Genomic DNA, 23,824 nt, shown 5'->3' with positions numbered 1-23,824 from the left:
CGCAGGTGCAGGATAACGCGAGGGGTGACCGAATCCGAACGAGCCCCGAAAGGCTCCAGGTCCGCGGAACTCAGCGCAGGGGTTGCAGAACCTTGCCCAGCCCCATATTGCGCAGCGACAGGTGCAGCATGCTCTGCACCAGATAGGCGTTGTCTTCCCGCAGGGCGTCACGCAGGAGCGCGCGGGCGTCATCGAGACTGATCTGGCGCAGCAGCCACTTGACCCGGGGCAGACTCGACGCGCTCATCGACAGGACGTCACAGCCCAGCGCCAGCAGCAGCACCGCCGCTGCGGGGTCACCGGCCATCTCACCGCACACACTCATGGGCTTGCCCGCCTCGCGGCAGGCCCTGGCAATCAGCTGCAGTGCCTTAAGCACCGCCGGGTGGAAGGAGTGATAGAGATCCGCGACCCGCGGGTTGTTGCGATCCACCGCCAGCAGATACTGGGTCAGGTCGTTGGTGCCGACCGACAGGAAGTCCACCATGCGGACCAGCTCGGCCGCCTGATACACCGCCGCCGGCACCTCGATCATCACGCCGATCGGCGGCATGGGTACCTTGCAGCCTTCATCCTGCACTTCACCATGGGCACGGTGGATCAGGTGCAGGGCCTCCTCCACCTCGGGCACGCTGCTGACCATGGGCAGCATGATGCGCAGGTTTTCCAGACCTTCGCTGGCCTTGAGCATGGCGCGGATCTGCACCAGGAAGATCTCCGGGTGATCCAGGGTGACGCGGATGCCCCGCCAGCCGAGGAAGGGGTTGTCCTCCTTGATCGGGAAGTAGCTCAGCTCCTTGTCACCACCGATATCCAGGGTACGCATGGTCACCGGCTGCGGGTGGAAGGCCTGCAGCTGTTCCCGGTAGATGGTCTGCTGCTCCTTCTCGCTGGGAAAGCGGTCCTGGATCATGAAGGGCACTTCGGTGCGGTACAGGCCTACCCCTTCGGCGCCACGATCCAGCGAGCGGGCGATGTCGGCATAGAGCCCGGTATTCACCCACAGGGGAATGCGATGGCCGTCCAGCGTCACGCAGGGCTGATCGCGAAGCTTGGCCAGACCATGGGACAGCTCCAGTTCCTCGCGGATCAGCTCGCGGTAATGCCGGCGCAGCTCCTGGGACGGGTTGCAGTACACTTCCCCGGCATTGCCGTCGACGATCAGGTCCATCCCATCCATGCGCAGGTAGGGCAGATCCAGCGCCCCCATCACCGTGGGAATACCCATGGCACGGGCCAGGATGGCCACGTGGGAGCTGCCCGAACCGCGCACCGAGACCAGACCGACCAGGCGCCCCTCCGGTACCTCGCCCAGCATCGACGGGGTCAGTTCCTCAGCCACCAGGATGGTCTTCTTCGGAAACACCAGCTGCTGACGGTCAGCTTCCTGCAACCGCGCCAGCAGGCGCCGCCCGAGATCCTTGATGTCCGCTGCACGCTCCTGCAGGTAGGGATCGTCCATCACCTCGAAGCGACCGACATGGGCGCTGATCACGTCGCGCAGGGCGCCCTGGGCCCACTGGCCCTGGCGGATGCCCTGGATGATCTCGTTCCCCAGGGACGCATCCTCGAGCATCATCAGGTAGACGTCGAACAGGGCCAGTTCTTCCGGCCGCAACTGGGCCGAGAGCTTCTTCGCCAGCTGGCGGATATCCGCCCGCACCGCTTCGACCGCGCGGCGATACAAAGCGATCTCGGCATCCACATCCTTGATCTCCTTGTCCGGAACGGACTTGAGATCCGCCGGCGGCAACATCACCACCGCGCGGCCGATGGCCACGCCCGGTGCGCCGGGAACAGCGTCGAACCGGGTATCCTGGATGACCTCGCCACTCCAGCTCAGGCCACGGATGGCACCGGTGGCCTCGGCGTGGGCAATCACCCCGGAGAGCTGGGCACTCATGGTGACCAGGAAGGATTCCTCCACCTCATCAAACAGCCGGCGCTCCTTCTGCTGGATGACCAGCACGCCCATCACCCGCCGGTGGTGGATGATGGGAACCCCGAGGAAGGAGGTATAGCGCTCCTCGCCGGTCTCGGCAAAGTAGCGGAAACGGGGATGCGAGGCGGCGTCTTCGAGGTTCACCGGCTCCTCGCGGACACCGACATAACCGACCAGACCCTCGTTGCTGGCCAGGCTCACCACCCCGATGGCGCTCTTGTTCAGGCCCTCGGTGGCCATCAGCTCATAGCGATCGGTATCGGGATTGAGCAGATAGACAGAGCAGACGTGGGTCTCCATCGCCTCGCGCACCCGCTTGACGATGATATCCAGCGCGGTGGCCAGGTCCTTGGCGGAGTTGACCTCCTGAACGATACGCCGCAGCGTACTGAGCATGTTCAGCATCAGCTGAACTCATCGAGGGGCAGCCGGGGGGCAAGTTCCTTCATGGCCCGACGGTAGACGTCGCGCTTGAAGGAGACGACCTGCCCCAGCGGATACCAGTAGCTGACCCAGCGCCAACCATCGAACTCGGGCTTGGCGGTCCGGGTCATGCACACGCGTTCATCGGCACAGGTCAGACGCAGCAGGAACCACTTCTGCTTCTGGCCCACGCAAACCGGTTGGGAATGGCTGCGGATCAACCGCTGCGGCAGACGATACCGCAGCCAGCCCCGGGTACAGCCGAGTATCTCCACATCGCCGGGCAGCAGCCCGACCTCCTCGTGGAGCTCGCGATACAGCGCCTGCTCGGGGTCCTCATCGCGGCGTATGCCGCCCTGGGGAAACTGCCAGGCGTCCTGACCGATACGCCGGGCCCAGAGCACCTGCCCGGACCCGTTGGTCAGGATGATGCCTACATTGGGACGAAAGCCGTCGGAGTCGATCACTGCCATATCCTTGTGTGAGTTCCACTGCATTGTTCCACAAAGACGCGCGTACCAGCAATTGCCCGTGGGCGCCAGTCGCGCATTTATTCCGCAGCTGGATTATCCTTGCGCCTCAGCCCGATTCAGTAGACAGGAGCGCACCGTGGCACTGGCCATCTTCGACCTTGATAACACCCTGCTGGGGACCGACAGTGACAACGCCTGGGGCGAATTCGCCGTGGCGCGGGGCATAGTCGATGCGGAAACCTACGGCACGCTGAACACCCGGTTCTTCAACGACTATCTGGACGGCAAGCTGGACGTCAACGCCTATCTGGAGTTCTGCCTGGAGCCCCTGTCGCGCTACAGCCGCGAGGAACTGGAGCGCTGGCATGCGTTGTTCATGGAGGAGAAGATCGAGCCCTTCATCCTGCCCAGGGCCATCGAGCTGGTGCGGCGCCATGAACAGGCCGGCGACACCACCCTGATCATCACCGCCACCAACCGCTTCGTCGCCGGTCCCATCGGCCGCCGCTATGGGATCGATATCATGCTGGCCTCCGAATGCGAGGAGATCGACGGGCGCTACACCGGCAAACCCTGCGATATCCCCTGCTTCCGCGAGGGCAAGATCACCCGCCTGCAGCGCTGGCTGGAGGAAACCGGCCATGATCTCAAGGGCGCTTATTTCTACAGTGACTCACGCAACGACCTGCCGCTGCTGTCCCTGGTGGACAACCCGGTGGCGGTGGATCCGGACGATGTCCTGCTGGCCCATGCCCGTGAGCATGGCTGGCCGGTGATCAGCCTGCGCGATTGAGCGGGTTGCCGGGTCCGATCCCGGCAACCGAGGTCGGGTTGACGAGCACCTGCTCGCCCGCAGCTCCGCGGGCGCGGCCCGGCGCGGAGCAACCGCAATACCTCATCAGACCGGCAGTACGCGGCAGAAGAACGCCTTGATGTAGCTGGTCTCGGGAATCGCCGGATGTACCGGGTGGTCGGCGCCCTGGAAGCCCCGTTCGGTGATGATCAGGTGACGGTCCAGGTGGCGGCTGGCCGCCAGCAGCATGTCGCGCAGGCTGTTTTCGGCCAGATGCATGGAGCAGGAGGCCGAGATCAGAATCCCATCGCGGTTGAGCAGGCGCATGGCCTGTTCGTTCAGACGACGGTAGGCAGCCTCGCCATTGCGGATATCCTTGCGCTTCTTGATGAAGGCCGGCGGATCGGCGATGACGACGTCGAACTTCTCCCCGGCACCCTTGAGCTCGCGCAGGGCGTCCATGACATCCCCCTCGACCACGCTCATGCGTTCGGCAACACCGTTGAGTTCGGCATTGTGCTCGACCAGATCCAGCGCCGGCGCCGAGCTGTCGACACACATCACCTCACTGGCACCGAAGGCCGCCGCCTGCACACCCCAGCCGCCGATATAGCTGTACAGATCCAGTACCCGCTTGCCGGCGACATAGGGCGCCAGGCGCGCCCGGTTCATGCGGTGGTCATAGAACCAGCCGGTCTTCTGGCCGCTGTGCACCGGGGCTTCGAAGCGCACACCGTTCTCCTCGACCGCGACCCGCTCGGGCATCTGCCCGTGTACCACCTCGACATAGCTGGCCAGATTCTCCGCCTTGCGGGCACCACCGTCGTTGCGCAGCAGGATGCCCTCGGGTCTGAGCACCTGCACCAGCGCCTCGACGATCTGTTCGCGCACCCGCTCCATTCCGGGGGTGGTGATCTGCACCACCAGATAGTTGGCGAAACGGTCCACCACCAGTCCGGGCAGCAGGTCCGAATCCCCGTAAACCAGACGGTAGAAGGGCTGGTCGAACAGCCGCTCACGCAGGCTCAGGGCGATCTTGATGCGGTGCACCAGCAGGGACTTGTCCAGACCATGCCTGGCCTCACGGCTGTGCAGCCGGGCGCAGATCAGGTTGTCGGGGCTTACCGTGGCCAGCCCCAGCAGCTTGCCCGAGGCATTGAGCACCTGCACCTCGTCGCCGGCAGCCAGGGCGGTCAGCGGCGTCTGAGCGGTATCCACCTCGTTGCTGAATACCCACAGGTGGCCGGCGCGCAGGCGACGGTCACAGTTGGATTTGAGGCGCAGGGTGGGCAGATTCATGCTGATCTCTCCGGGTAGCAGGCGTGAAGGGCTCGGGGCGGCAGTATAGCGGCAGCAGGGTCCCGCGTCTGCGACCAGACTCAATGGCCCCTGAGCCAGCCGCGCCCTGACTCAGATCAGAAACAGGGTCGCCAGCCCGAGGAAGGAGGAGAAGCCGACCACATCGGTGACCGCCATCAGCACCATGCTGCCGGCCAGCGCGGGATCTATGCCGAAGCGCCGCAGGATCAGCGGTATCAGCAACCCGGCCAGAACCGCGCAGACCAGGTTGATCAGGATCGCCAGGCCTATCACCCAGCCGATGCCCAGATCCCCGAACCAGATGATGGCCACCGCTGCCACCAGCAGCGCCCATAACACGCCGTTGAGCGTACCTATGCCCAGCTCCTTGCCCAGCAGCACCCGCAGGTTGCCGGTATCCACCTGGCCGAGCGCCAGACCGCGGATGACCAGGGTCAGGGTCTGGCTGCCGGCGATGCCGCCCATACTGGCTACCACCGGCATGAGCACCGCCAGGGCCACTATCTGCTCCAGTGCCCCCTGGAACTGACCGATCACCGAGGCGGCCAGGAAGGCCGTGATCAGATTGCAGCCCAGCCAGACGGAGCGGCGACGGGTACTGGTGAGGATGGGCGCGAACATGTCCGCCTCATCGTCCAGACCGGCCATACCCATGATCGCCCGCTCGGAATCGTCCCGGATGCTGTCCATCACGTCGTCCACCGTGATGCGTCCGAGCAGCACACCATCCTCGCTGACCACCGCCGCCGAGAGCATGTCCAGATCCTCGAACTGACGGGCCACCTCCTGGCTGCTCATCAGTACGTCGAGCGGTTTGAACTCGGCGTCCATCACATCCCGCACCAGCTCGTCGGCCATGCTGGTGACCAGCCGGCTCAGGCGCAGTACGCCCTGATAGCGGTTCTCCCGGTCCACCACCATGAGCTTGTCGGTATGGTCGGGCAGATCCTCGAGCAGACGCAGGTAGCGCAGCACCGAGCCGACCTTGACGTCCGCGCGCACCGAGATGTGGTCGATGTTCATCAGACCACCGGCCGAGTCCTCGGGGTAGGACAGCATGTCCGCCAGTTGCTGCCGCTTCTTCACATCCATCGACAGCAGCAGCTGCCGGCCGGGGCCGAAGGGCAGTGCCTGGATCAGGTCCACCAGGTCATCGAGATCCAGCTGGCGCGCGGCTTCGAGCAGCTCGGCGTCGGACATCTCCAGGGCCAGGCTGGCGGCCACTTCCTCACGCAGATGGACCAGGATCTGACCGGCCCGGGCGCTGTCCAGCCGTGACCAGATGCTGCTGCGCTCCCCGGGAGGCAGGGATTCGAGCAGACCGGCAGCCTGGGACGGGTGCAACAGGGCAAAGACCTTCAGCGCCCGCTTGAAGCGACCGGCCTCCAGGGCCTCGCGCACTATGGCGATGGGGCTGATGTCGGTCTCGTCCTCGCTGTCGAGCAGGGCTTCGAGCTGGTTGTCGTCGCTGTTGACCTGCAGGCACTCGGCCAGGGCAGGATCCAGCAGTTCGAGAATGGCCGGCTCTTCGACGTCCCCGATCTGGTCCCAGACGATCTGCTGCTGATCTTCATCAAGCTGCTCCAGCAGCTCGGCGGTTTCCGCCGGCGACAGGTCACGCAGTATCCGGCGCACGCGCTTGAGCTTGCCCTTGGCCAGCGCATCGGCGATGGACTCCTGGGTTTCAGCTGCGACAGGGGTTTCTTCAGTCATGGCGCGTTTCCGTCAGGCGGTGGATCGGTTGACGCGCCACCGCGCCTCCGGGTTACAGGCAGGCGTGGCGGCAAGGCTCCTAAAATACCACAACGGGACGCTCCCAGGCGCGTGGCAGACTGCCCCGGGAACCTGGGCGCCCCCTACTGCGCCCACTCCTCCACTGGCGGACAGGCGCAGAACAGATTGCGGTCGCCATAGACATTGTCGATGCGGTTGACCACCGGCCAGTATTTGTTGGCGGCTACCCAGGGCAAGGGAAATACTGCCTGCTCCCGCGAGTAGCCTCGCTGCCAGTCGCCGGTAAGATCCGCCATGCTGTGCGGAGCCTGACGCAGAGGGTTGTCCTCGGCGTCCCACTGCCCCTGCTCGACCCGGACGATCTCTTCGCGGATGGTCAGCATGGCGTCGATGAACCGGTCCAGCTCCGCCTTCGACTCGCTCTCGGTGGGCTCCACCATCAGGGTGCCGGGGACCGGGAAGGACATGGTGGGCGCATGGAAGCCGAAGTCCATCAGGCGTTTGGCGATGTCCTCTTCGGTGATGCCGGTGGCCGCCTTGAGTGGGCGTATGTCGAGGATGCACTCGTGGGCAACCCAGCCATTGCGCCCGCTGTAGAGCACGGGATAGGCCTGGCCCAGCCGCCGGGCAATGTAGTTGGCATTGAGAATGGCCACCTCCGTGGCCCGACGCAGACCACGACCACCCATGAGCGCAATATAGGTCCAGCTGATCGGCAATATGCTGGCACTGCCCCAGGGCGCGGCACTGACCGCGTCGTTCTCGGGGTCCGGGCCGTCCAGTGGCACCACCACGTGATTGGCCACATAGGGCGCCAGGTGCGCCTTGACGCCGATCGGCCCCATGCCCGGACCACCGCCCCCATGGGGAATGCAGAAGGTCTTGTGCAGATTCATGTGCGACACGTCGGCACCGAAATCCGCCGGGCGGGCCAGACCCACCAGGGCATTGAGATTGGCGCCATCCATGTACACCTGCCCGCCGTACCGGTGCACTATGTCGCAGATCTCGCCTATCCCCTCCTCGTACACGCCGTGGGTCGAAGGGTAGGTGATCATCAGGCAGGACAGGTGCTCGGAATGGGCCTCGGCTTTGGCCCGCAGATCGTCGATATTGACGTTACCCTGCTCGTCGCAGGCCACCAGCACCACACGCATGCCGGCCATCTGTGCCGAGGCCGGGTTGGTACCGTGGGCCGAGGTCGGAATGAGACAGACATCCCGGTGGCCGTTGCCATTGGCCTCGTGAAACTTGCGGATCGCCAGCAGTCCGGCGTATTCGCCCTGGGCACCGGAGTTGGGCTGCATGCAGATGGCATCGAAGCCGGTGATGGCCCGCAGCATGGTTTCCAGCTCGTCGATCAGCTGACGGTAGCCGGCAGCCTGTTCCCGAGGCGCAAAGGGATGCATGCGGGCGAATTCCGGCCAGGTGATGGGAATCATCTCGCTGGTGGCATTGAGTTTCATGGTACAGGAGCCCAGCGGGATCATTGCATGATCCAGCGCCAGGTCGCGGTTCTGCAGCGACTTGATATAGCGCAGCATGGCCGTCTCGGAGTGGTGACTGTTGAACACCGGATGTGTCAGCAGGGGCGAACGGCGCTGCAGCGACAGGGGAATGCCGGTGTCGGCGCCGCGCACCGCCAGATCCAGCGCCTCCACCTCCTGACCATGGGCGTCCCCGGCAAAACACTGCAGCAGGGCCGCCACCGTGGCCGCCGTGCTGGTCTCGTCCAGACTTACTCCCAGGTGATCGGTATCGATCAGCCGCAGATTGATACGCAGGGACCGCGCGCGGCCGACAATCAGCCGGGCCTGGCCCGGCACCCTGAGTGTCAGGGTGTCGAAGAAGTGCCGGTTGCTGCGCGTGATGCCACAGCGTTCCAGACCCAGGGCGAGGATGGCGGTCAGCCGGTGCACCCGCTCGGCGATGGTCCGCAGCCCCTCCGGGCCGTGGTATACCGCGTAGGATCCGGCGATATTGGCCAGCAGTACCTGAGCGGTGCAGATATTGGAGTTGGCTTTCTCGCGGCGGATGTGCTGCTCCCGGGTCTGCAGCGCCATGCGCAGCGCCCGGCGGCCACGGCTGTCCACCGATACCCCGATGATGCGCCCGGGCATGGCCCGCTTGTACTCATCCCGAGTCGCAAAGAAGGCGGCGTGGGGGCCGCCGTAGCCCATGGGGACACCGAAACGCTGGGAGGAGCCGAACACCACGTCCGCGCCCAGTTCCCCGGGCGGGGTCAGCAATACCAGGCTCAGGGGATCGGCCGCCACGCACGCCAGGCCCTGCTGCGCCTGGACCTGCTCGATCAATGGCCGCAGATCGCGGACCTCGCCCCAGGTGGTGGTGTACTGCAACACCGCACCGAATACCGGATGGTCCTGCAACTGCGCGACGTCCCCGACGATCAGCTCGAAACCGAAGGCCTCGGCCCGGGTGCGCACCACCGAGATGGTCTGCGGGTGACAGTCCTGGTCGATGAAGAAGGCATTGCTCGGACTGCGCGCCACCCGCCGCGCCAGGGTCATGGCCTCGGCGGCAGCGGTGGCCTCGTCCAGCAGCGAGGCGTTGGCCAGCTGCATCCCGGTCAGGTCCAGGGTCAGCTGCTGGAAGTTGAGCAGCGCCTCCAGCCGGCCCTGGGAGATCTCCGGCTGATAGGGGGTGTAGGCGGTATACCAGCCCGGATTCTCCAGCACGTTGCGCAGTATCACCGGAGGCAGGATGGTGTCGTAATACCCCATGCCGATGCAGGAGGTGAACAGCTGATTGCCCGCAGCCATCTCGCGCAGGCAGGCCAGCACATCGGTCTCGCTGCGCGGGCCGGCCAGTTCCAGAGGGTTGTTCAGGCGTATGCTGCGCGGTACCGTCTGGTCGATCAGCTCATCCAGCGAACTCAGGCCCAGGGTCTGCAGCATGCTGCGCTGCTCCTCGGCGTCCGGACCTATGTGCCGCCGGATGAAGGCATCCTGCTGCTCCAGCTCGGCAAGACTCCGGGTGGGGTTCATACGCTCACCTCCTATCAATCGGGCCCAGATCCTGTACCGCTGCGCCCGGAGGCGCCGTATCAGAGGCTGGCGAGGTATCCGTCAGCGTCCAGCAGCTTGTCCAGCTCACTGCTGTCGTTCGGTTTGATCTTGAAGAACCAGGCTTCACCGTAGGGATCGGAGTTCACCAGCTCGGGGGAATCGGCCAGTGCCTCGTTGATGGCAACGACCTCACCACTGACCGGCGCGTAGATGTCCGAGGCCGCCTTGACCGATTCAACCACCGCACACTCGTCACCGACAGTCAGCTGGCGGCCGACTTCCGGCAGCTCGACGAAGACCACGTCCCCCAGCGCGTCCTGGGCGTGGTGGGTGATGCCCACGGTGATGGTGCCGTCCGCTTCCTCGCGGCTCCATTCGTGGCTGCTGGCGTAGCGCAGTTCGCTGGGGGTGTTGCTCATCTTCTATGTCCTCGGTGCATGGATGGTGAAGTTCGCTCCGCCTGGCGGATGCGTTCTCCGTTGATTTAAAAGAGTTTTCTGCCGTTGCGCACGAACCCGGGGCGGATTACCTGCACATCGAGCCATTTGCCCCGGATGTCCACCCGGGCGCTGTCACCGGTGTTGCGGGGCACCCGGGCCAGCGCGATGGAACAGCCCAGGGTCGGGGAAAAGCTGCCGCTGGTGATGACACCCTCGCGGTCGTCGATCATGACCTTCTGGCCGCTGCGCAGCACTGCACGCTGCTCCAGCACCAGACCGACCTGCCGGGGCAGATCGCCGGCCTGGCGCTGGCGCTCCAGCGCCCGGCGGCCGATGAAGTCCCGCGTCTCGGGTTCCCAGGCGATGGTCCAGGCCATGTTGGCCGCCAGGGGCGAGGTCTGTTCGTCGATATCGGCGCCGTAGAGATTCAGTCCGGCCTCCAGTCGCAGGGTATCCCGGGCGCCCAGTCCGCAGGGCTTGCAGCCGGCGCCCTGCAGGGCGTTCCAGAAGGCTGCCGCCTCCGCGGCCGGCAGCATGATTTCCAGACCGTCCTCGCCGGTATAGCCGGTACAGGCTATGAACCAGTCACCCTCGGCCTGCCCATGGAAGGGTTCGAGCCGCTCGGCCAGCGCGGCCTGCGCATCTGTCATCACACTGGCGCAACGGCCCCGGGCCAGAGGGCCCTGGACCGCGATCATCGCCAGCTCCCGGCGCTCGGTCACCTCGACCTGACGCCCGGCAGCCTGGCCGCGGATCCATTCCAGATCACGCTGGCGGGTACCGGCATTGACCACCAGCCGGTAGCCGTCGGCCAGGCGGTAGACGATGAGGTCGTCGAGGATGCCCCCGTCCGGGTTGAGCATGGCGGTATACAGCGCCCTGCCCGGCGCCTGCAGACGACCGACGTCGTTGGCCAGCAGGTATTGCAGGAAGGCGGTGGCGTCAGCGCCGGTGATATCCACCACGCCCATGTGGGAAACGTCGAAGATCCCGGCCTCGCGGCGCACCTGATGGTGCTCCTCGATCTGCGAACCGTAATGCAGTGGCATGTCCCAGCCGCCGAAATCGACCATCCTGGCACCGGTGGCCAGGTGACTGTCATACAGGGGTGTGCGCAGACCCATGGCGTTGTTCCTTGTTATCGTCGACCCACTGGCTGATTGTAGCCACAAACGGGGTCCATTGCTCCCTGCGCCGATCCGCATTCAGCGGCGGGCGGAACGTCTGATCAGCACTATCACCGGCGCCAGCCCGACCAGTACCAGGGTCAGCGCCGGCAGGGAAGCTCGTCGCCATTCCCCCTCACTGGTCAGGGCGTGGATACGCACCGCCAGGGTATCCCAGCCGAAGGGCCGCATCAGCAGAGTGGCTGGCATTTCCTTGAGCACGTCGACGAACACCAGCAGCGCCGCACTGAGGATGCCGGGTAGCAGCAGCGGTACATAGACGCGCCAGAAGACCTGCCAGCCGGACTGCCCCAGACTCTGGGCCGCCTCCGGCAGCGACGGCCGGATGCGCGCCAACGAAGTATCCAGGGGACCATAGGCCACCGCCATGAAGCGGATCAGATAGGCCAGCAGCAAGGCGAACAGGCCGCCCAGCAGGACAGGCGCGGGATTGGCCGCCCCCAGCCAGGTGCGCAGGGGCACCACCAGGTTGTTGTCGAGAAAGCTGAAGAAGAACATGATGCCCACCGCCAGTACCGACCCGGGCAGCGCATAACCCAGATTGGCCAGGGCCACCGCACCGCGCACCCGGCGGGTCGGCTGCAGGCGCAGCGCCAGCACCAGCAGGGTGGCCACGACCACCGTCATCAGCGCGGCAATCGCCCCGAGCAGCAGGGTGTTCTGGATCAGCGTCCAGTAGCGGCTGTCCAGATCGGCAATCCCGCTGCTCAACAGCCAGTACAGCAGCTGCCCCACCGGAATGATGAAGGCGATCGACAGCACCAGCAGGCAATAGCCGCTGGCCAGCCAGGCCAACGGCCCCTGCAGCCGGTACAGGGCGCCCTTGCGCGGTTTGTCGTTGGCCGGAAAACGCTTGTTGCGCCCCTGGGCGTGGCGCTCGGCGAACAGGGCGAGAAACACGAACAGCAGCAGCAGGCTGGCCAGCTGGGTGGCGCTCTGCAGGCTGAAGAAACCGTACCAGGTCTTGTAGATCGCCGTGGTGAAGGTGTCGTAATTGAACACCGAAACCGCGCCGAAATCGGCCAGGGTTTCCATGATGGCCAGAGCCGCGCCGGCACTGATGGCCGGCCGCGCCATGGGCACCGCCACCCGCCAGAAACCCTGCCAGGGCGTCTGGCCGAGGATGCGCGTGGCCTCCATCAGTCCCCTGCCCTGGGCCATGAAGGCACTGCGGGCAAGCATGTAGACATAGGGATAGAACACCAGCACCAGGGTGAGGATCACCCCGCCGGTGGAGCGGATCGGTGGCAGCCTGAAGTCATTGCCGAACCAGCCGCGCAGCAGGGTCTGCAGCGGGCCGGCAAAATCCAGCAGCCCGACCATGACGAAGGCCAGGACGTAGGCCGGTATGGCAAAGGGCAGCATCAGTGCCCAGTCGAGCCAGCGGCGCCCGGGAAATTCACACAGGCTGATCAGCCAGGCCAGACTCACACCCAGCAGTATCACCCCGGCCCCGACGCCCAGTACCAGCCACAGGGTATTGCCGATCAGGCGCGCCAGCTGGGTCTGCAGCAGGTGACCCCAGATGGTCTGATCCACGCTCTGCCAGCTGAACAGCAACACCAGTAAGGGCATGAGCACCAGCCCGGCAGCCAGATAGGTGATCAGCTGCCAGCGCAGCTTGTGGGCGGGACTTGGACGGGCCACGCATACTCCCTGTAACGGTAAAAAAAACACGCCCGGCAGAAGCCGGGCGTGCAGTATACAAACAAATGACCGGGGCGGAATCAGTTCCAGCCGAGGCGATCCATCAGCATGATGGCTTCGGGCTGACGACGACCGGCCACCTCGATGTTCACGTTGTCGGCTTTGAAGTCACCCCAGGCAGCCACTTCCGCGGAGGGCTCCAGGGCCTGATTGGCCGGGAATTCCATGTTCACATCGGCAAAGATGCGCTGGGCTTCCTCGGTAGTCATCCATTCCAGCAGGCGGGTGGCCTCCTCCGGATGCTTCGCGTGTCTGGTGACACCGGCGCCGGAGATGTTCACGTGCACGCCGCGGTCTTCCTGGTTCGGCCAGAACAGCTTGACCTTCACATCCGGCTGGGCGTTTTGCAGGCGGCCGAAGTAGTAGGAGTTGACGATACCCACGTCGCACTGACCGGCGTCGATGGCCTGCAGCAGGGCGGTGTCATCGGCAAAGACCGGAGTGGCCAGATTGGCCAGCCAGCCCTGAATCACTTCGGTGGTCTTCTCTTCACCAATGGATTCGAGCATGGTGGCAACCAGCGACTGGTTGTAGACCTTCTTGGAGGTACGCAGGCACACCCGGCCCTTCCACTGCTCGTCAGCCAGGGCTTCGTAGGTGCTCAGCTCCTCCGGCTTCACCCGCTCGGTGGAGTAGGCGATGGTGCGCGCACGCAGCGACAGCCCGGTCCACATGTTGTTGCTCGAACGCAGGTGCTGGGGAATGTTGCCCTCGATGACCTCCGACTGTACCGGCTGGAACAGACCCTGCTCCTCTGCCTGCCACAGGTTGCCCGCGTCCACCGTCATGAACATGTCCGCCGGGGTGTTGGCGCCTTCTGCTCGCAGACGGGCCATCAGGGGAGCTTCACGATCGGTGATGAAGTTGATCTTGACCCCGGTCTTCTCCGTGTACATCTCGAATACCGGCTTGATCAGATGATCCTGGCGGGAGGAGTAGACCACCAGTTCCTTGGCCTGGGCGACGCTGGTGAAGGCGCTCAGGGCCAGACTCAGCACGACGAGATTGCGGGTAAATGACATCTGTGGAAGCCTCGATTAGGGAGTTCGGAAGCCTGGATGATAATGATTTTAATTAAGATCATCAACCAGGCAGCCGGACTTTTTCCTCCTCGATAACCGGGCGAGCCAGCGGCGGCAGCTCGCCTTCGAGCCCCAGCGCCCGCCGGACTATCCCGGCCTTGAGCCCCTGCAGGCCGTCCATCCAGCGCATCCCGGTATTGCGCACCCAGCGCAGCGCCAGCGTATCGGCGTGGAACAGGCGCTCGAAGCCTTCCATCGCCAGCATCATCGACAGGTTGGCTCCCATGCGGCGACGCTCGTAGCGCTGCAATACCGGCAGGCTGGCGAACGCCTCGCCCCGGGTCAGTGCCGCCTGCAGCACCGCCGCCAGCTCCGCCGCATCCAGCAGGCCGAGGTTGACCCCCTGCCCGGCCAGCGGATGGATGCTGTGCGCCGCATCGCCGATCAGCACCAGCCCGGGCTGGGCATAACGCCGGGCATGGCGCTGGCGCAGGGGTATGCAGTGCCGCGCATCGACCTGCAGAATCCGGCCGAGACGCCCCTCGATGGCCGCCTCGATCTCCGCCGCGAAGGTCGCCTCGTCCAGCGCCATGACCCGCCGGGCCTCTTCGGGTACCAGCGACCAGACGATGGAACAGTAATGCCGACCGTCCCTGTCCTGCAGCGGCAGGAAGGCCAGCGGCCCGGCATCGAGGAAGGATTGCCAGGCGGTCTCGGCATGCGGACGCTCGGTCTGCACCGTGGTGACCACCGCATGGTGCAGGTAATCCCATTCGCGCATGGCGAACCCGGCCAGCTCCCGCAGCCTCGAGCGGGCACCGTCGGCGGCCACTATCAGCGGCGCCTGCAGGCGTTCGCCATCGGCCAGTTGCAGTGCCCAGCCATCGGCTTCCTGCACCAGCTGCTCGACCTGCCTGCCACCCAGCAGGCTGACATCGTTGGTGTTCAGACTGTCCAGCAGCGCCTGCTGCACCCGCCAGTTCTCAATGATATGGCCCAGGCGATTCTCACCGACCATGCCGGCATCGAAACGGATTTCGCCGGTGCCTGCGCCGTCCCAGACGCACATGTACCTGTAGGGACTGCGGCAATCGGCCGCGATCCGCTCCCAGGCGCCGAGACGGGTGAGGATGTTCTCCGAGGCGGCGCTCAGGGCGCTGACCCGGGGATCGTAACCCGAGGGCGTGGGGCGGGCCTCGAGGGGCCTGTCCAGCGGCATGGCGTCGAGCAGGGCCACCCGCAGCGGGCTGTCGGCCATGGCCCGCGCCAGAGTGGCACCGACCATGCCGGCGCCGACGACAATCAGATCGTACTGTTGCACCATGGCGCCTCCCGATATCGATTCACTCATCCGCGCAACCCCATGCCCTGACGGGCCAGTCTGGTCTTCAAGGGCGGCAGCAGGTCCATGGCCAGCAGCCCGGCATTGCGTCCGGCCACCAGCACCGGGTTGCGATTGCTGAACAGCTGCGTCAGGTAATGACTGAAGGCCACGGTTGCCGCCTGATCGCCGCGCTGGCCGTCCAGATAGCGCTGCAGTACCGACAGCGAGCCGGGGTGATGTCCCTCGCGCCAGGCCCGCTGCAGCTGGTCGGCCAGAGCCATGGCGTCACGCAGGGACAGGTTGAAGCCCTGTCCGGCAATGGGGTGCAGGCTGTGCGCGGCATTGCCCAGCACCACCAGATTGGAACGTACCTGCTCTTCGGCCTCGATCAGGTTCAGCGGATAGCTGGCCCGCTCGCCGACCCGCAGCAGCGCGCCCATGCGGAAACCGAAGGCCGCCTGCAGGCGCTCGAGAAAGGCCTCGTCCGGCAGCTGCGCCACCTCCTCGGCGACGTCCACCGCCAGGGTCCAGACCAGCGCACTGCGCTGTCCGGACAGCGGCAGCAGGGCCAGCGGCCCGGTTTCGGTGAAGCGCTCGTAGGCCACACCGGCATGCCCATTGGCAGTGGTCACATTGGCAATCACGGCGACCTGCTGATAGGGATTGACCCGGCGATGGATGCCCAGCTGATCCAGCAGTCCTGAGCGGCCGCCGTCGGCAATCACCAGCAGGTCCGACTCCAGCTGGCGGGTACCACCGGACGCCTGCAGGTCCAGCTGATAGCCGCCGGGACGCGGGCGGGCACGGGCAACCCGCGCCGGCGCCACCCACTCGATGGCCTGGCGATCCAGATTGCCCAGCAGCACCTCACCGAGCCAGGCGTTTTCCACGATGTAGCCCAGGGCGGGCACTCCCTCCTGCTCGGCATGCATGCGGGCCGAGCCCGGATGCCCCCGGTCGGAGACGTGTATCTGCCGGATAGGCTCGGCGCGCCGGGACAGCTCCTGCCAGATGCCCAGGCGCTCGAACAGCCGGCGGCTGCCATGGGACAGGGCGGTGGATCTGTTGTCGTAGCTGGGCTGCCAGCCCCCCTCGACCGGCGGCTGGGCCTCGATCAGGCGAATGGCCCAGCCCGACTGGCGGGCACAGTCCTGCAGCGCCAGTGCCAGACTGGCCCCGACCATGCCACCGCCGACGATATTCAGGCTGTAGCTCACGCCGGCACGCTCGCCGCGGTCCGCGCCGCTGCCATCAGCGCCTCGATCTCGTCAGCTTCACGGGGCACCTTGCCGGTGAGGATCTGGTGACCGTCGCGGGTGACCAGCACATCATCCTCGATACGGATGCCGATACCCCGCCACCTGGCCGCCACCTGCAGGTTGTCCGGGGCGATGTAGATACCCGGCTCCACGGTCATCACCATGCCCGGTTCCAGCACCCGCCATTCGCCGCCGACCCGGTACTCGCCGACATCGTGCACATCCATGCCCAGCCAGTGACCGGCGCGGTGCATGTAGAAGGAGCGGTAGCCACCGCTGGCGATGAGTTCCTCGGGATCGCCCGCCAGCAGACCCAGTTCCACCAGCCCCTCGGTGATCACCCGTACGGTGGCGTCATGGGCCTCGTTCCAGGTGCGCCCCGGGCCGATCGCCTCGAAGGCCGCCGCCTGAGCCCTCAGCACCAGATCATAGATGGCCCGCTGTTCCGGGGAGAAGCGGCCATTGGCCGGGAAGGTACGGGTAATGTCACTGGCGTAGCAGTCCAGCTCGCAGCCGGCGTCGATCAGCACCAGATCGCCATCGCGGATCTGCGCGGTGTTCTCGGTGTAATGCAGGATGCAGGCGTTGGCCCCAGCCGCCACTATGGAGGAATAGGCCGGTGCCCGGCTGCCGTGGCGCATGAAGGTGTATTGCAGCTCGGCCTCGAGCTGATATTCGTACATGCCCGGACGGCAGGCCTGCATGGCACGGACGTGGGCCTCGGCGGAAATATCCGCCGCTGCCTGCATCACCCGTACCTCGGCGGCGCTTTTATACAGGCGCATGTCATGCAGCAGGTGATCGAGGGCGACGAACTCCTTGGGCGGCTCGGCACCCAGACGGGTCTTGCTGCGGATGGCCTGGATCCAGCCGGTCAGCTGCATGTCGAATTCGTGATTGGCACCCAGGGCGTAGTAGACCCGCTCGCGCCCTTCGATCAGTCCCGGCAGGATGTCGTCGATGTCGGCGATGGGGAAGGCGTCATCGGCACCATAATCCGCCACGGCGCCGGTCTGGCCGGCGCGGTAACCGTCCCACAGCTCCCGCTCCACGTCCTTCTCCCGACAGAACAGCACGTACTCGCCATGCTCGCGCCCGGGAATCAGTGCCATGACCGCCTCCGGCTCGGGGAAGCCGGTCAGGTACTGGAAATCACTGTCCTGGCGGTAGGGGTATTCGGTGTCCCGGTTGCGTGCGTGAACCGGTGCAGCGGGCAGGATGGCAATGCTGCCCGGCTCCATCTGGCTCATCAGGGCCTTGCGACGACGGGCGTATTCCTGTTTGCTGATGCGCATGGATTCTCCTCAATGCAGTGATGCGGGCGGCTGGTCCTGACTGGCCTCGGCCGGCTGGCACTCACTGAACAACATCAGTACGGCCATGCGGACGTACTCCATGACCTCCATGAAGTCCACCTCGTTGGCCTCGGACTCCTCCAGATCGCTCTGCACCTGGGAGATGGCGGCAAAATCGGCCAGCACGCTGTCGGCCTCCTCGCTCAGGGCCCGTTCACGGGCCACCAGACCGAAGCCGCCGAGGAAACCCTCGCACCACTGACCCAGCGCCTGGGTGCGCTGGTCGATCGGCGCCTCATCGTCGGGCAGCAGCAGCTGCAGATCGAAACCGCTGCCGGCCAGTTGGGCCAGGCTGGAGTCATACAGCTGGAGCAGCAGGACACGGTCCGCCTCACCGGGGGCGCCGCGACCGTCAATGACCTCCCTGGCCACATCCAGCCAGGTGCCATGGTCCAGGCGGCTGCCGGCACTGAGACGGCCCACCAGGTGGCCGTGCAGCTCGGCGGGGTAACCGGCGGCGCCCAGTTGCCGGAACAACTGGTCGAAGCGGTCATAATCAAAAGCGGCAGACATCCGAAGCATATTCTTGCAATCTCTCAGGTCGATGAACCCAGCAGTGTATTCCAGACCGGCGGCATATCCTACCGACCCAGCGTCGCAGCCAACAACCGGCGACCCACGGGAGTTTGACCGCCCCTGCGGGCCACTCTATAGTGAGCTGCACACCGGGATGACAGAATGGCACCCATGGAACAACCCGAAATAACCACCCTGATTGAAAAGGTAGACCGGCTGATCGATCTCTGCGACCAGCTGCAACTGCAGAATCGTCAACTGCTGGCTCAGGAACGCAACTGGCGGGAAGAGCGTCTGCAACTGATCGAAAAGAACGATCTGGCCCGCCAGAAGGTCGAAGCCATGATACTGCGTTTGAAATCCCTGGAGCACGATTCATGAGCCAGCCCCTCACCGTCAGCCTGCGTATTCTGGACAAGGAATATCAGGTCGCCTGTCCCCCTGAAGAACGCTACAACCTGGAGGAGGCTGCCCGTCATCTGGATGCCACCATGCGGGACATCCGCAACCGCGGGAAGGTGATAGGCCTGGAGCGCATTGCCGTGATGGCGGCCCTGAACATCAGCCACGAGATGCTCATCAGCAAGCGCCAACAACAGCAGCTGTCCGGTGAGCAGCAACAGCAGATCAACGAACTGAACCAGCGCCTGGATCAGGCGCTGGCGCGCCACCAGGAATAGTTCGACCGGCGGGTCAGTGGAAATCGGGTGAATATTCTGTATACTCGGTCACATCCCTGGGGTGTTTGCCAGTCGGAGACGTCCCTGAGCCGATACTCCTGCAGAAGGAGGCCACGCGTTGCCGTCAGTGTGCATGTCCGCAAGACGGAAAGCCTAAGCCGGTACCGTGTCCCCCACCTTGAACTTTACGGTTCAAGGGCTAACCTGACAGCGGCGTCCTGGGGATCCATTCAATGAGCGACCCGCGTATTCTGTTGCGTCGCCAGCTGCGTCAGGCCCGACGCGCCCTGACTCCCCGCGAACAACGCACCGCCAGTGAGCAGCTGCTGCGCCAGCTGGTACATCATCCGCTGTTCCGCCGCAGCCGGCATATCGCCTTCTACCTGGCCAACGACGGCGAGATCGATCCGCATCTGCTCATGCAGCGCGCCCGCGAACTGGGCAAGCACTGCTACCTGCCGGTACTGCGCCGCTGGCCAGCCAATCAGATGCACTTCCAGCGCTTGCGCCCGGGCCAGCGCTGGACCACCAACAGATACGGTATCCGTGAACCCCGACCCGACCCCCGCTGGCAGGTCAGCCCCTGGCGCCTGGATCTGGTGCTCATGCCACTGGTCGGCTTCGATGCCCGGGGCAATCGCCTGGGCATGGGCGGCGGCTACTATGACCGCATGTTCGCCTACCGCCGGACCCGCGCACACTGGCCTGGCCCCCGTCTGCTGGGGCTGGCGCACCATTGCCAGAAGGTCGACCAGCTTCCGGTCGCGCCCTGGGATGTCCCGCTGGACGGGATCGTCAGCGATCAGCAGATCATTCTATTGCAGGCAAATGGCTGATCGGTGACTCCGATCGTTCCAGGTAACTCTGGGTGTACCCGGTGGTGACCACCCCCAGGGTGAATATCAAGACGAGAATCCAGATAAGATCCGGCTTGCGGCGCATGACACCTGCTCTCCTTTCCGGCCGACTCCGACCTGAAGCACTCAGACCATGAGACGGAGTCCATTATTATTATCGTTCTGGAACACTTCAAAACTTTGACCGACACCCTATACCCCATCCAGCGGCAAAAATCAACAGATAAGCCCCCGATCGGCTGATAGCCTGCAGCCATCAGTCGACCGGAGGCCGAGCGCAATTCCCGGCGCCGTCATATACTAGCTGGGCCAATGCCAGCTACAGGACGTACCTTCCCACCATGGATGCCCTGCCGCACAAGCCCCAGCCACGACTGTTCCACGCCATTCTGGTGATGGTTCTGCTGCTGTGCCTGGTGATCGGCACGCTGAGCGTCTGGCGCACCCTGGTGCAGAACGAAACCCACCGCCAGCAGGAGCTGCTGCAACAGGAGTTGGAGGGTCTGGCGCGGCAGATGGAAACCCGTTTCGACTACCAGACTGACGCCATCCAGCGCATGGCGCGACGCTGGAGCGACTATCGGCGCCATCCCCCGGCCTGGCAGCGGGACGCCGACGCCCTGCTGGAGGACTTCGACAACATCCAGGCCATCGAATGGCTGGACGCCAGCCATTGCATCCGCTGGATACGCCCATTGCAGGGCAACGAGCCGGCGGTGGAATTCCAGTACCCGGATGACCACCCCAACCTGCCCTATCTGCAGATCGCCCGGGAAAGCGGGCAACCCGTGCTGAGCAACCAGTTCGAGCTGGTCCAGGGTGGCGCCGGGCTGGCCTACCAGATCCCGCTGTATCGCGACGCCGGCGGCAATCCGCAGTTCGACGGCTACCTGATCGCCATCTTCCGCGCGGAAGCGCTGCTGCACAGCCTGCTGGCCGAGCTGCCCACCGCCCACCTGAGCCTGACGCTCGAAGACCAGCGCGGCACCCTGTTCCAGCGCCTGCGCGCCGATACCCACTACAGCCTGCCGCCGGCCCAGGCCCGGGTCCACCTAGGGGACAGCGACAACTTCACCCTGTACAGCTATCCCAATGCAGCAACCCTGCACAACAGCCCGATCCCGACCATCACCCTGATCAGCGGCCTGCTGGCCAGCGCCTTGCTGTGCCACGCGCTCTGGCTGGCCCTGCTGGCCACCCGGCGACTCGAAGCGCTGCAGCTGACCAACCGGACCCTGCAAAGCGAGATCGCCCGTCGCCAACAGGTCGAACAGGTGCTGCAGTCAAGCCAGTCGCGCCTGCAGCTGGTACTGGACATGACCGATTACAGTTACGACGCGCTCTTCATTCTCAACCTGGAACCCTTCGAGATCGTGTACATGAACCGCACCTGCTGGGCGAGTCTGGGATACAGCGCCGAGCAGCTGCGCAATCTGCTAGGTATCTGCCCGGACGATGTCGTGCCCGGCGCGCAGGACTGGCTGGAGACCCTGCGCGAGCAGTCGCGCAAGGGCGAGAGTGCCATCTATCAGCGGCACGCACTCACGCGTACCGGCAAGCTGGTTCCACTGGAGATCAGTGTGCGTCCGATGAAGCGCCTGGGCATCGATTACCTGGTGTGCGTCGGCCGCAACAACCACCAGCAGCTGGAGGTCACGGCGCAACTGGAAAGACTGACCCAGATCGACGGCCTGACCGGGCTGTTCAACCGTCGTTCCTTCGATGCGGCCCTGGCCGCCGAGTGGCGCCGGCTGCAGCGCCAGCAGCTGCCCCTGGGCATGCTGATGGTCGATGTCGATCACTTCAAGCTGTACAACGACACCTATGGCCACCTGGCCGGGGATGATGCCCTGCGCAGTGTCAGCCGGGCACTGCAACAGCATGTCGGCCGTGAAGGGGACAGGGTCTGTCGCTACGGCGGCGAGGAGTTCGCCATTCTGCTGCCGGGTGCCGATATTGCCCAGTGTCGCAAGGTGGCGGATCTGATCCATGCCGAAGTGCGGCAGATGAAGATCCCCCACGTGGTGGAGCCGGAGCGGCGACTGTCGATCAGTATCGGCATCGCCTGCGCCCTGCCCGGCTGCGAGCACCCGCCGGAGAGCCTGGTGCAGGCCGCCGATCAGGCGCTCTATGAAGCCAAGAAGGCCGGACGCAACCGCAGCGCCTGTGCCGAACTGGTGAGTTAACCCAGATACAGCTGGTAGGCCGGGTTGGACGTTTCGTCCCAGTAGGGATAGCCGATGGCATCCAGTGCTTCGGGCACCAGACCGCGCTCGGCCTCCGGCACCTGCAGCCCGACCACCACGCGGCCGTAATCGGCGCCATGGTTGCGATAGTGGAACATGGATATGTTCCAGCGGCCGCCCAGCTTGTTGAGGAAGTTGAACAGCGCGCCGGGGCGCTCGGGGAATTCGAAGCGGTACACCACTTCGTCCTCCACCTGCACCGAGTGGCCACCAACCATGTGACGGATATGCAGCTTGGCCAGCTCGTTGTCGGTCAGATCCAGCACCGGGAACTGCTTCTCCACCAGCCCCGCCACCAGCGCCTCGCGCGGATCCGTCTCCGGATGGGTCTGGACGCCGACGAAGATATGCGCCTCGCGGCTGTCGTGGTAGCGATAGTTGAACTCGGTGATGGCACGCTTGCCGATCGCCTGACAGAAGGCCTTGAAGCTGCCCGGACGCTCCGGAATGGTTACCGCCAGCAGGGCCTCGCGCTGCTCGCCGATCTCGGCGCGCTCGGCCACATGACGCAGGCGATCGAAGTTGATATTGGCACCCGAATCGATGGCCACCAGCACCTGGCCGGTACAGCCCTCACGCTCGACATACTTCTTGATCCCGGCCACACCCAGACAACCGGCGGGCTCACAGATCGAGCGGGTGTCATCGTAGATGTCCTTGATGGCCGCGCACATCTCGTCGGAGGAGACGGTAATCACCTCATCCACGTATTTCTTGCAGATATCGAAGGTGTACTTGCCGATCTGGGCCACCGCCACGCCGTCGGCAAACTGCCCGACCTGACTCAGGGTCACCCGCCGCCCCTTCTGCAGAGCAGTCTGCAGGCAGTTGGAGTCACGCGGCTCGACGCCGATCACCTTGATCTCGGGGCGCAGGTATTTCACATAGGCGGCGATCCCGGCAATCAGCCCGCCGCCGCCCACCGGTACGAAAATGGCATCCAGCCGGCCCTGGTGCTGACGCAGGATCTCCATGGCCACGGTGCCCTGGCCGGCAATGGTGTCGGGATCATCATAGGGGTGGATGAACACCAGCCCCTTCTCCTGCACCTGCTTCTGGGCATAGGCCAGTGCCTCGTCGAAGGCATCCCCGTGCAGTACCACCTTGCCGCCCCGGGCGCGCACGGCCTTGACCTTGATCTCCGGGGTGGTGCGCGGCATGACGATGGTCGCCTTGACCCCCATGTGCCGGGCGGCAAAGGCCAGCCCCTGGGCATGGTTGCCCGCCGAGGCGGCAATCACACCGCAGGCGCGCTGCTCATCGGTCAGGCGCGCCAGCTTGTTGTAGGCCCCGCGAATCTTGAAGGAAAACACCGGCTGCAGGTCCTCGCGCTTGAGCAGGACGGTGTTGCCCAGACGCTCGGAGAGGAAGTTGGCCCGGTGCACGGGGGTTTCCACCGCCACATCGTAGACCGGAGAGCAGAGGATCTTCTTTACATAGTTTTCAAGGGTAGGCATCGCGTTCGGCTTGGCAGGTAAGGGAAAAGAGGCCAGTCTAAACGAATCCGCCTTCCTCCG

19 protein-coding genes and 1 other RNA gene are annotated in these 23,824 nt (G+C 65.0%); 6 read left to right on the top strand and 14 right to left on the bottom strand.

Annotation, left to right across the window (positions count from 1 at the left end; translation table 11 throughout):
- Positions 1–70: 70 nt before the first annotated feature.
- Positions 71–2,338 (bottom strand): phosphoenolpyruvate--protein phosphotransferase, encoded by a 2,268-nt coding sequence (gene ptsP / locus VF673_RS05130; protein WP_440291151.1) that lies wholly within the window; start codon positions 2,336–2,338, stop codon positions 71–73.
- A gap of 8 nt (positions 2,339–2,346) precedes the next feature.
- Positions 2,347–2,832, bottom strand: coding sequence for an RNA pyrophosphohydrolase (locus tag VF673_RS05125; protein WP_090539289.1), 486 nt, complete (start codon positions 2,830–2,832; stop codon positions 2,347–2,349).
- Between the two features lie 142 nt (positions 2,833–2,974).
- On the opposite strand from VF673_RS05125, the gene VF673_RS05120 reads away from it, so the two are divergent.
- Complete coding sequence (locus VF673_RS05120) at positions 2,975–3,631, top strand: HAD family hydrolase (RefSeq protein WP_090539089.1); 657 nt, start codon at positions 2,975–2,977, stop codon at positions 3,629–3,631.
- Between the two features lie 105 nt (positions 3,632–3,736).
- Here VF673_RS05120 and VF673_RS05115 read toward each other — a convergent pair whose 3' ends face one another.
- From VF673_RS05115 to VF673_RS05065, 11 genes are all read right to left on the bottom strand, one after another.
- Positions 3,737–4,930, bottom strand: coding sequence for a class I SAM-dependent rRNA methyltransferase (locus VF673_RS05115; RefSeq protein ID WP_440291137.1), 1,194 nt, complete (start codon positions 4,928–4,930; stop codon positions 3,737–3,739).
- Positions 4,931–5,041: 111 nt separating this feature from the next.
- Positions 5,042–6,664 carry a magnesium transporter gene (gene mgtE / locus VF673_RS05110; RefSeq protein WP_440291136.1) on the bottom strand — a complete coding sequence of 541 codons (1,623 nt, stop codon included), beginning with the start codon at positions 6,662–6,664 and terminating at the stop codon, positions 5,042–5,044.
- Positions 6,665–6,807: 143 nt separating this feature from the next.
- A complete protein-coding gene (gene gcvP / locus VF673_RS05105; RefSeq protein ID WP_440291135.1) occupies positions 6,808–9,693 on the bottom strand; it encodes an aminomethyl-transferring glycine dehydrogenase in 2,886 nt (961 codons plus the stop codon).
- A 59-nt stretch (positions 9,694–9,752) separates the two neighbouring features.
- Positions 9,753–10,133, bottom strand: a complete 381-nt coding sequence (gene gcvH, locus VF673_RS05100) for a glycine cleavage system protein GcvH (protein ID WP_440291134.1) — start codon at positions 10,131–10,133, stop codon at positions 9,753–9,755.
- A gap of 65 nt (positions 10,134–10,198) precedes the next feature.
- A complete protein-coding gene (gene gcvT / locus VF673_RS05095) occupies positions 10,199–11,278 on the bottom strand; it encodes a glycine cleavage system aminomethyltransferase GcvT (protein ID WP_440291133.1) in 1,080 nt (359 codons plus the stop codon).
- An 81-nt stretch (positions 11,279–11,359) separates the two neighbouring features.
- Positions 11,360–12,988: an ABC transporter permease gene (locus VF673_RS05090; RefSeq protein WP_440291132.1), complete on the bottom strand. Its 1,629-nt coding sequence runs from the start codon at positions 12,986–12,988 to the stop codon at positions 11,360–11,362.
- Positions 12,989–13,068: 80 nt separating this feature from the next.
- Positions 13,069–14,070 (bottom strand): extracellular solute-binding protein, encoded by a 1,002-nt coding sequence (locus VF673_RS05085; protein ID WP_440291131.1) that lies wholly within the window; start codon positions 14,068–14,070, stop codon positions 13,069–13,071.
- Positions 14,071–14,131: 61 nt separating this feature from the next.
- Entirely contained in the window at positions 14,132–15,394 is a 1,263-nt protein-coding gene (locus VF673_RS05080) for an FAD-dependent monooxygenase (protein ID WP_440291150.1), read from the bottom strand.
- A gap of 23 nt (positions 15,395–15,417) precedes the next feature.
- Complete coding sequence (ubiH, locus tag VF673_RS05075; RefSeq protein ID WP_440291130.1) at positions 15,418–16,611, bottom strand: 2-octaprenyl-6-methoxyphenyl hydroxylase; 1,194 nt, start codon at positions 16,609–16,611, stop codon at positions 15,418–15,420.
- Positions 16,608–17,948 (bottom strand): Xaa-Pro aminopeptidase, encoded by a 1,341-nt coding sequence (pepP, locus tag VF673_RS05070; protein WP_440291129.1) that lies wholly within the window; start codon positions 17,946–17,948, stop codon positions 16,608–16,610. Before pepP ends, ubiH begins: the two co-directional genes overlap by 4 nt.
- A 9-nt stretch (positions 17,949–17,957) precedes the next feature.
- Complete coding sequence (locus tag VF673_RS05065; protein WP_440291128.1) at positions 17,958–18,521, bottom strand: UPF0149 family protein; 564 nt, start codon at positions 18,519–18,521, stop codon at positions 17,958–17,960.
- Positions 18,522–18,695: 174 nt separating this feature from the next.
- Here VF673_RS05065 and VF673_RS05060 point away from each other — a divergent pair, with 174 nt between their 5' ends.
- The 5 genes from VF673_RS05060 to VF673_RS05040 all read left to right on the top strand — a co-directional run bounded on the left by VF673_RS05060 (position 18,696) and on the right by VF673_RS05040 (position 22,247).
- On the top strand, positions 18,696–18,905 hold the full coding sequence (locus VF673_RS05060) for a TIGR02449 family protein (protein ID WP_090539295.1): 210 nt from the start codon (positions 18,696–18,698) through the stop codon (positions 18,903–18,905).
- Entirely contained in the window at positions 18,902–19,204 is a 303-nt protein-coding gene (locus VF673_RS05055) for a cell division protein ZapA (protein WP_320330448.1), read from the top strand. Before VF673_RS05060 ends, VF673_RS05055 begins: the two co-directional genes overlap by 4 nt.
- A 50-nt stretch (positions 19,205–19,254) precedes the next feature.
- Positions 19,255–19,433: non-coding RNA, 6S RNA (gene ssrS / locus VF673_RS05050), on the top strand.
- Positions 19,434–19,437: 4 nt separating this feature from the next.
- The gene (locus VF673_RS05045) at positions 19,438–20,040 is read left to right on the top strand and encodes a 5-formyltetrahydrofolate cyclo-ligase (protein ID WP_440291127.1); all 603 of its coding nucleotides are present in this window, start codon (positions 19,438–19,440) and stop codon (positions 20,038–20,040) included.
- Positions 20,041–20,402: 362 nt separating this feature from the next.
- Positions 20,403–22,247: a diguanylate cyclase gene (locus tag VF673_RS05040; RefSeq protein WP_440291126.1), complete on the top strand. Its 1,845-nt coding sequence runs from the start codon at positions 20,403–20,405 to the stop codon at positions 22,245–22,247.
- Here VF673_RS05040 and ilvA read toward each other — a convergent pair.
- On the bottom strand, positions 22,244–23,764 hold the full coding sequence (gene ilvA, locus VF673_RS05035) for a threonine ammonia-lyase, biosynthetic (protein WP_440291125.1): 1,521 nt from the start codon (positions 23,762–23,764) through the stop codon (positions 22,244–22,246). The genes VF673_RS05040 and ilvA overlap by 4 nt on opposite strands.
- Positions 23,765–23,824 lie beyond the last annotated feature (60 nt).

This window comes from Halopseudomonas sp. Lyrl_26 (assembly GCF_051948695.1).
Lineage (GTDB): Bacteria > Pseudomonadota > Gammaproteobacteria > Pseudomonadales > Pseudomonadaceae > Halopseudomonas > Halopseudomonas formosensis.
Note: the sequence above shows the minus strand (reverse complement) of the source record. Positions and strands in the feature narration are given on the sequence as shown.

Excerpts from the sequence above, each read along its gene's own strand:
- VF673_RS05085 (WP_440291131.1), bottom strand. The coding sequence starts at position 14,070 with ATGTCATTTACCCGCAATCTCGTCGTGCTGAGTCTGGCCCTGAGCGCC.
- ilvA (WP_440291125.1), bottom strand. The coding sequence starts at position 23,764 with ATGCCTACCCTTGAAAACTATGTAAAGAAGATCCTCTGCTCTCCGGTC.
- mgtE (WP_440291136.1), bottom strand. The coding sequence starts at position 6,664 with ATGACTGAAGAAACCCCTGTCGCAGCTGAAACCCAGGAGTCCATCGCC.
- gcvH (WP_440291134.1), bottom strand. The coding sequence starts at position 10,133 with ATGAGCAACACCCCCAGCGAACTGCGCTACGCCAGCAGCCACGAATGG.
- VF673_RS05115 (WP_440291137.1), bottom strand. The coding sequence starts at position 4,930 with ATGAATCTGCCCACCCTGCGCCTCAAATCCAACTGTGACCGTCGCCTG.
- ptsP (WP_440291151.1), bottom strand. The coding sequence starts at position 2,338 with ATGCTCAGTACGCTGCGGCGTATCGTTCAGGAGGTCAACTCCGCCAAG.
- gcvT (WP_440291133.1), bottom strand. The coding sequence starts at position 11,278 with ATGGGTCTGCGCACACCCCTGTATGACAGTCACCTGGCCACCGGTGCC.
- pepP (WP_440291129.1), bottom strand. The coding sequence starts at position 17,948 with ATGCGCATCAGCAAACAGGAATACGCCCGTCGTCGCAAGGCCCTGATG.
- gcvP (WP_440291135.1), bottom strand. The coding sequence starts at position 9,693 with ATGAACCCCACCCGGAGTCTTGCCGAGCTGGAGCAGCAGGATGCCTTC.
- VF673_RS05055 (WP_320330448.1), top strand. The coding sequence starts at position 18,902 with ATGAGCCAGCCCCTCACCGTCAGCCTGCGTATTCTGGACAAGGAATAT.
- VF673_RS05080 (WP_440291150.1), bottom strand. The coding sequence starts at position 15,394 with ATGGTGCAACAGTACGATCTGATTGTCGTCGGCGCCGGCATGGTCGGT.
- VF673_RS05060 (WP_090539295.1), top strand. The coding sequence starts at position 18,696 with ATGGAACAACCCGAAATAACCACCCTGATTGAAAAGGTAGACCGGCTG.
- VF673_RS05065 (WP_440291128.1), bottom strand. The coding sequence starts at position 18,521 with ATGTCTGCCGCTTTTGATTATGACCGCTTCGACCAGTTGTTCCGGCAA.
- VF673_RS05040 (WP_440291126.1), top strand. The coding sequence starts at position 20,403 with ATGGATGCCCTGCCGCACAAGCCCCAGCCACGACTGTTCCACGCCATT.
- VF673_RS05045 (WP_440291127.1), top strand. The coding sequence starts at position 19,438 with ATGAGCGACCCGCGTATTCTGTTGCGTCGCCAGCTGCGTCAGGCCCGA.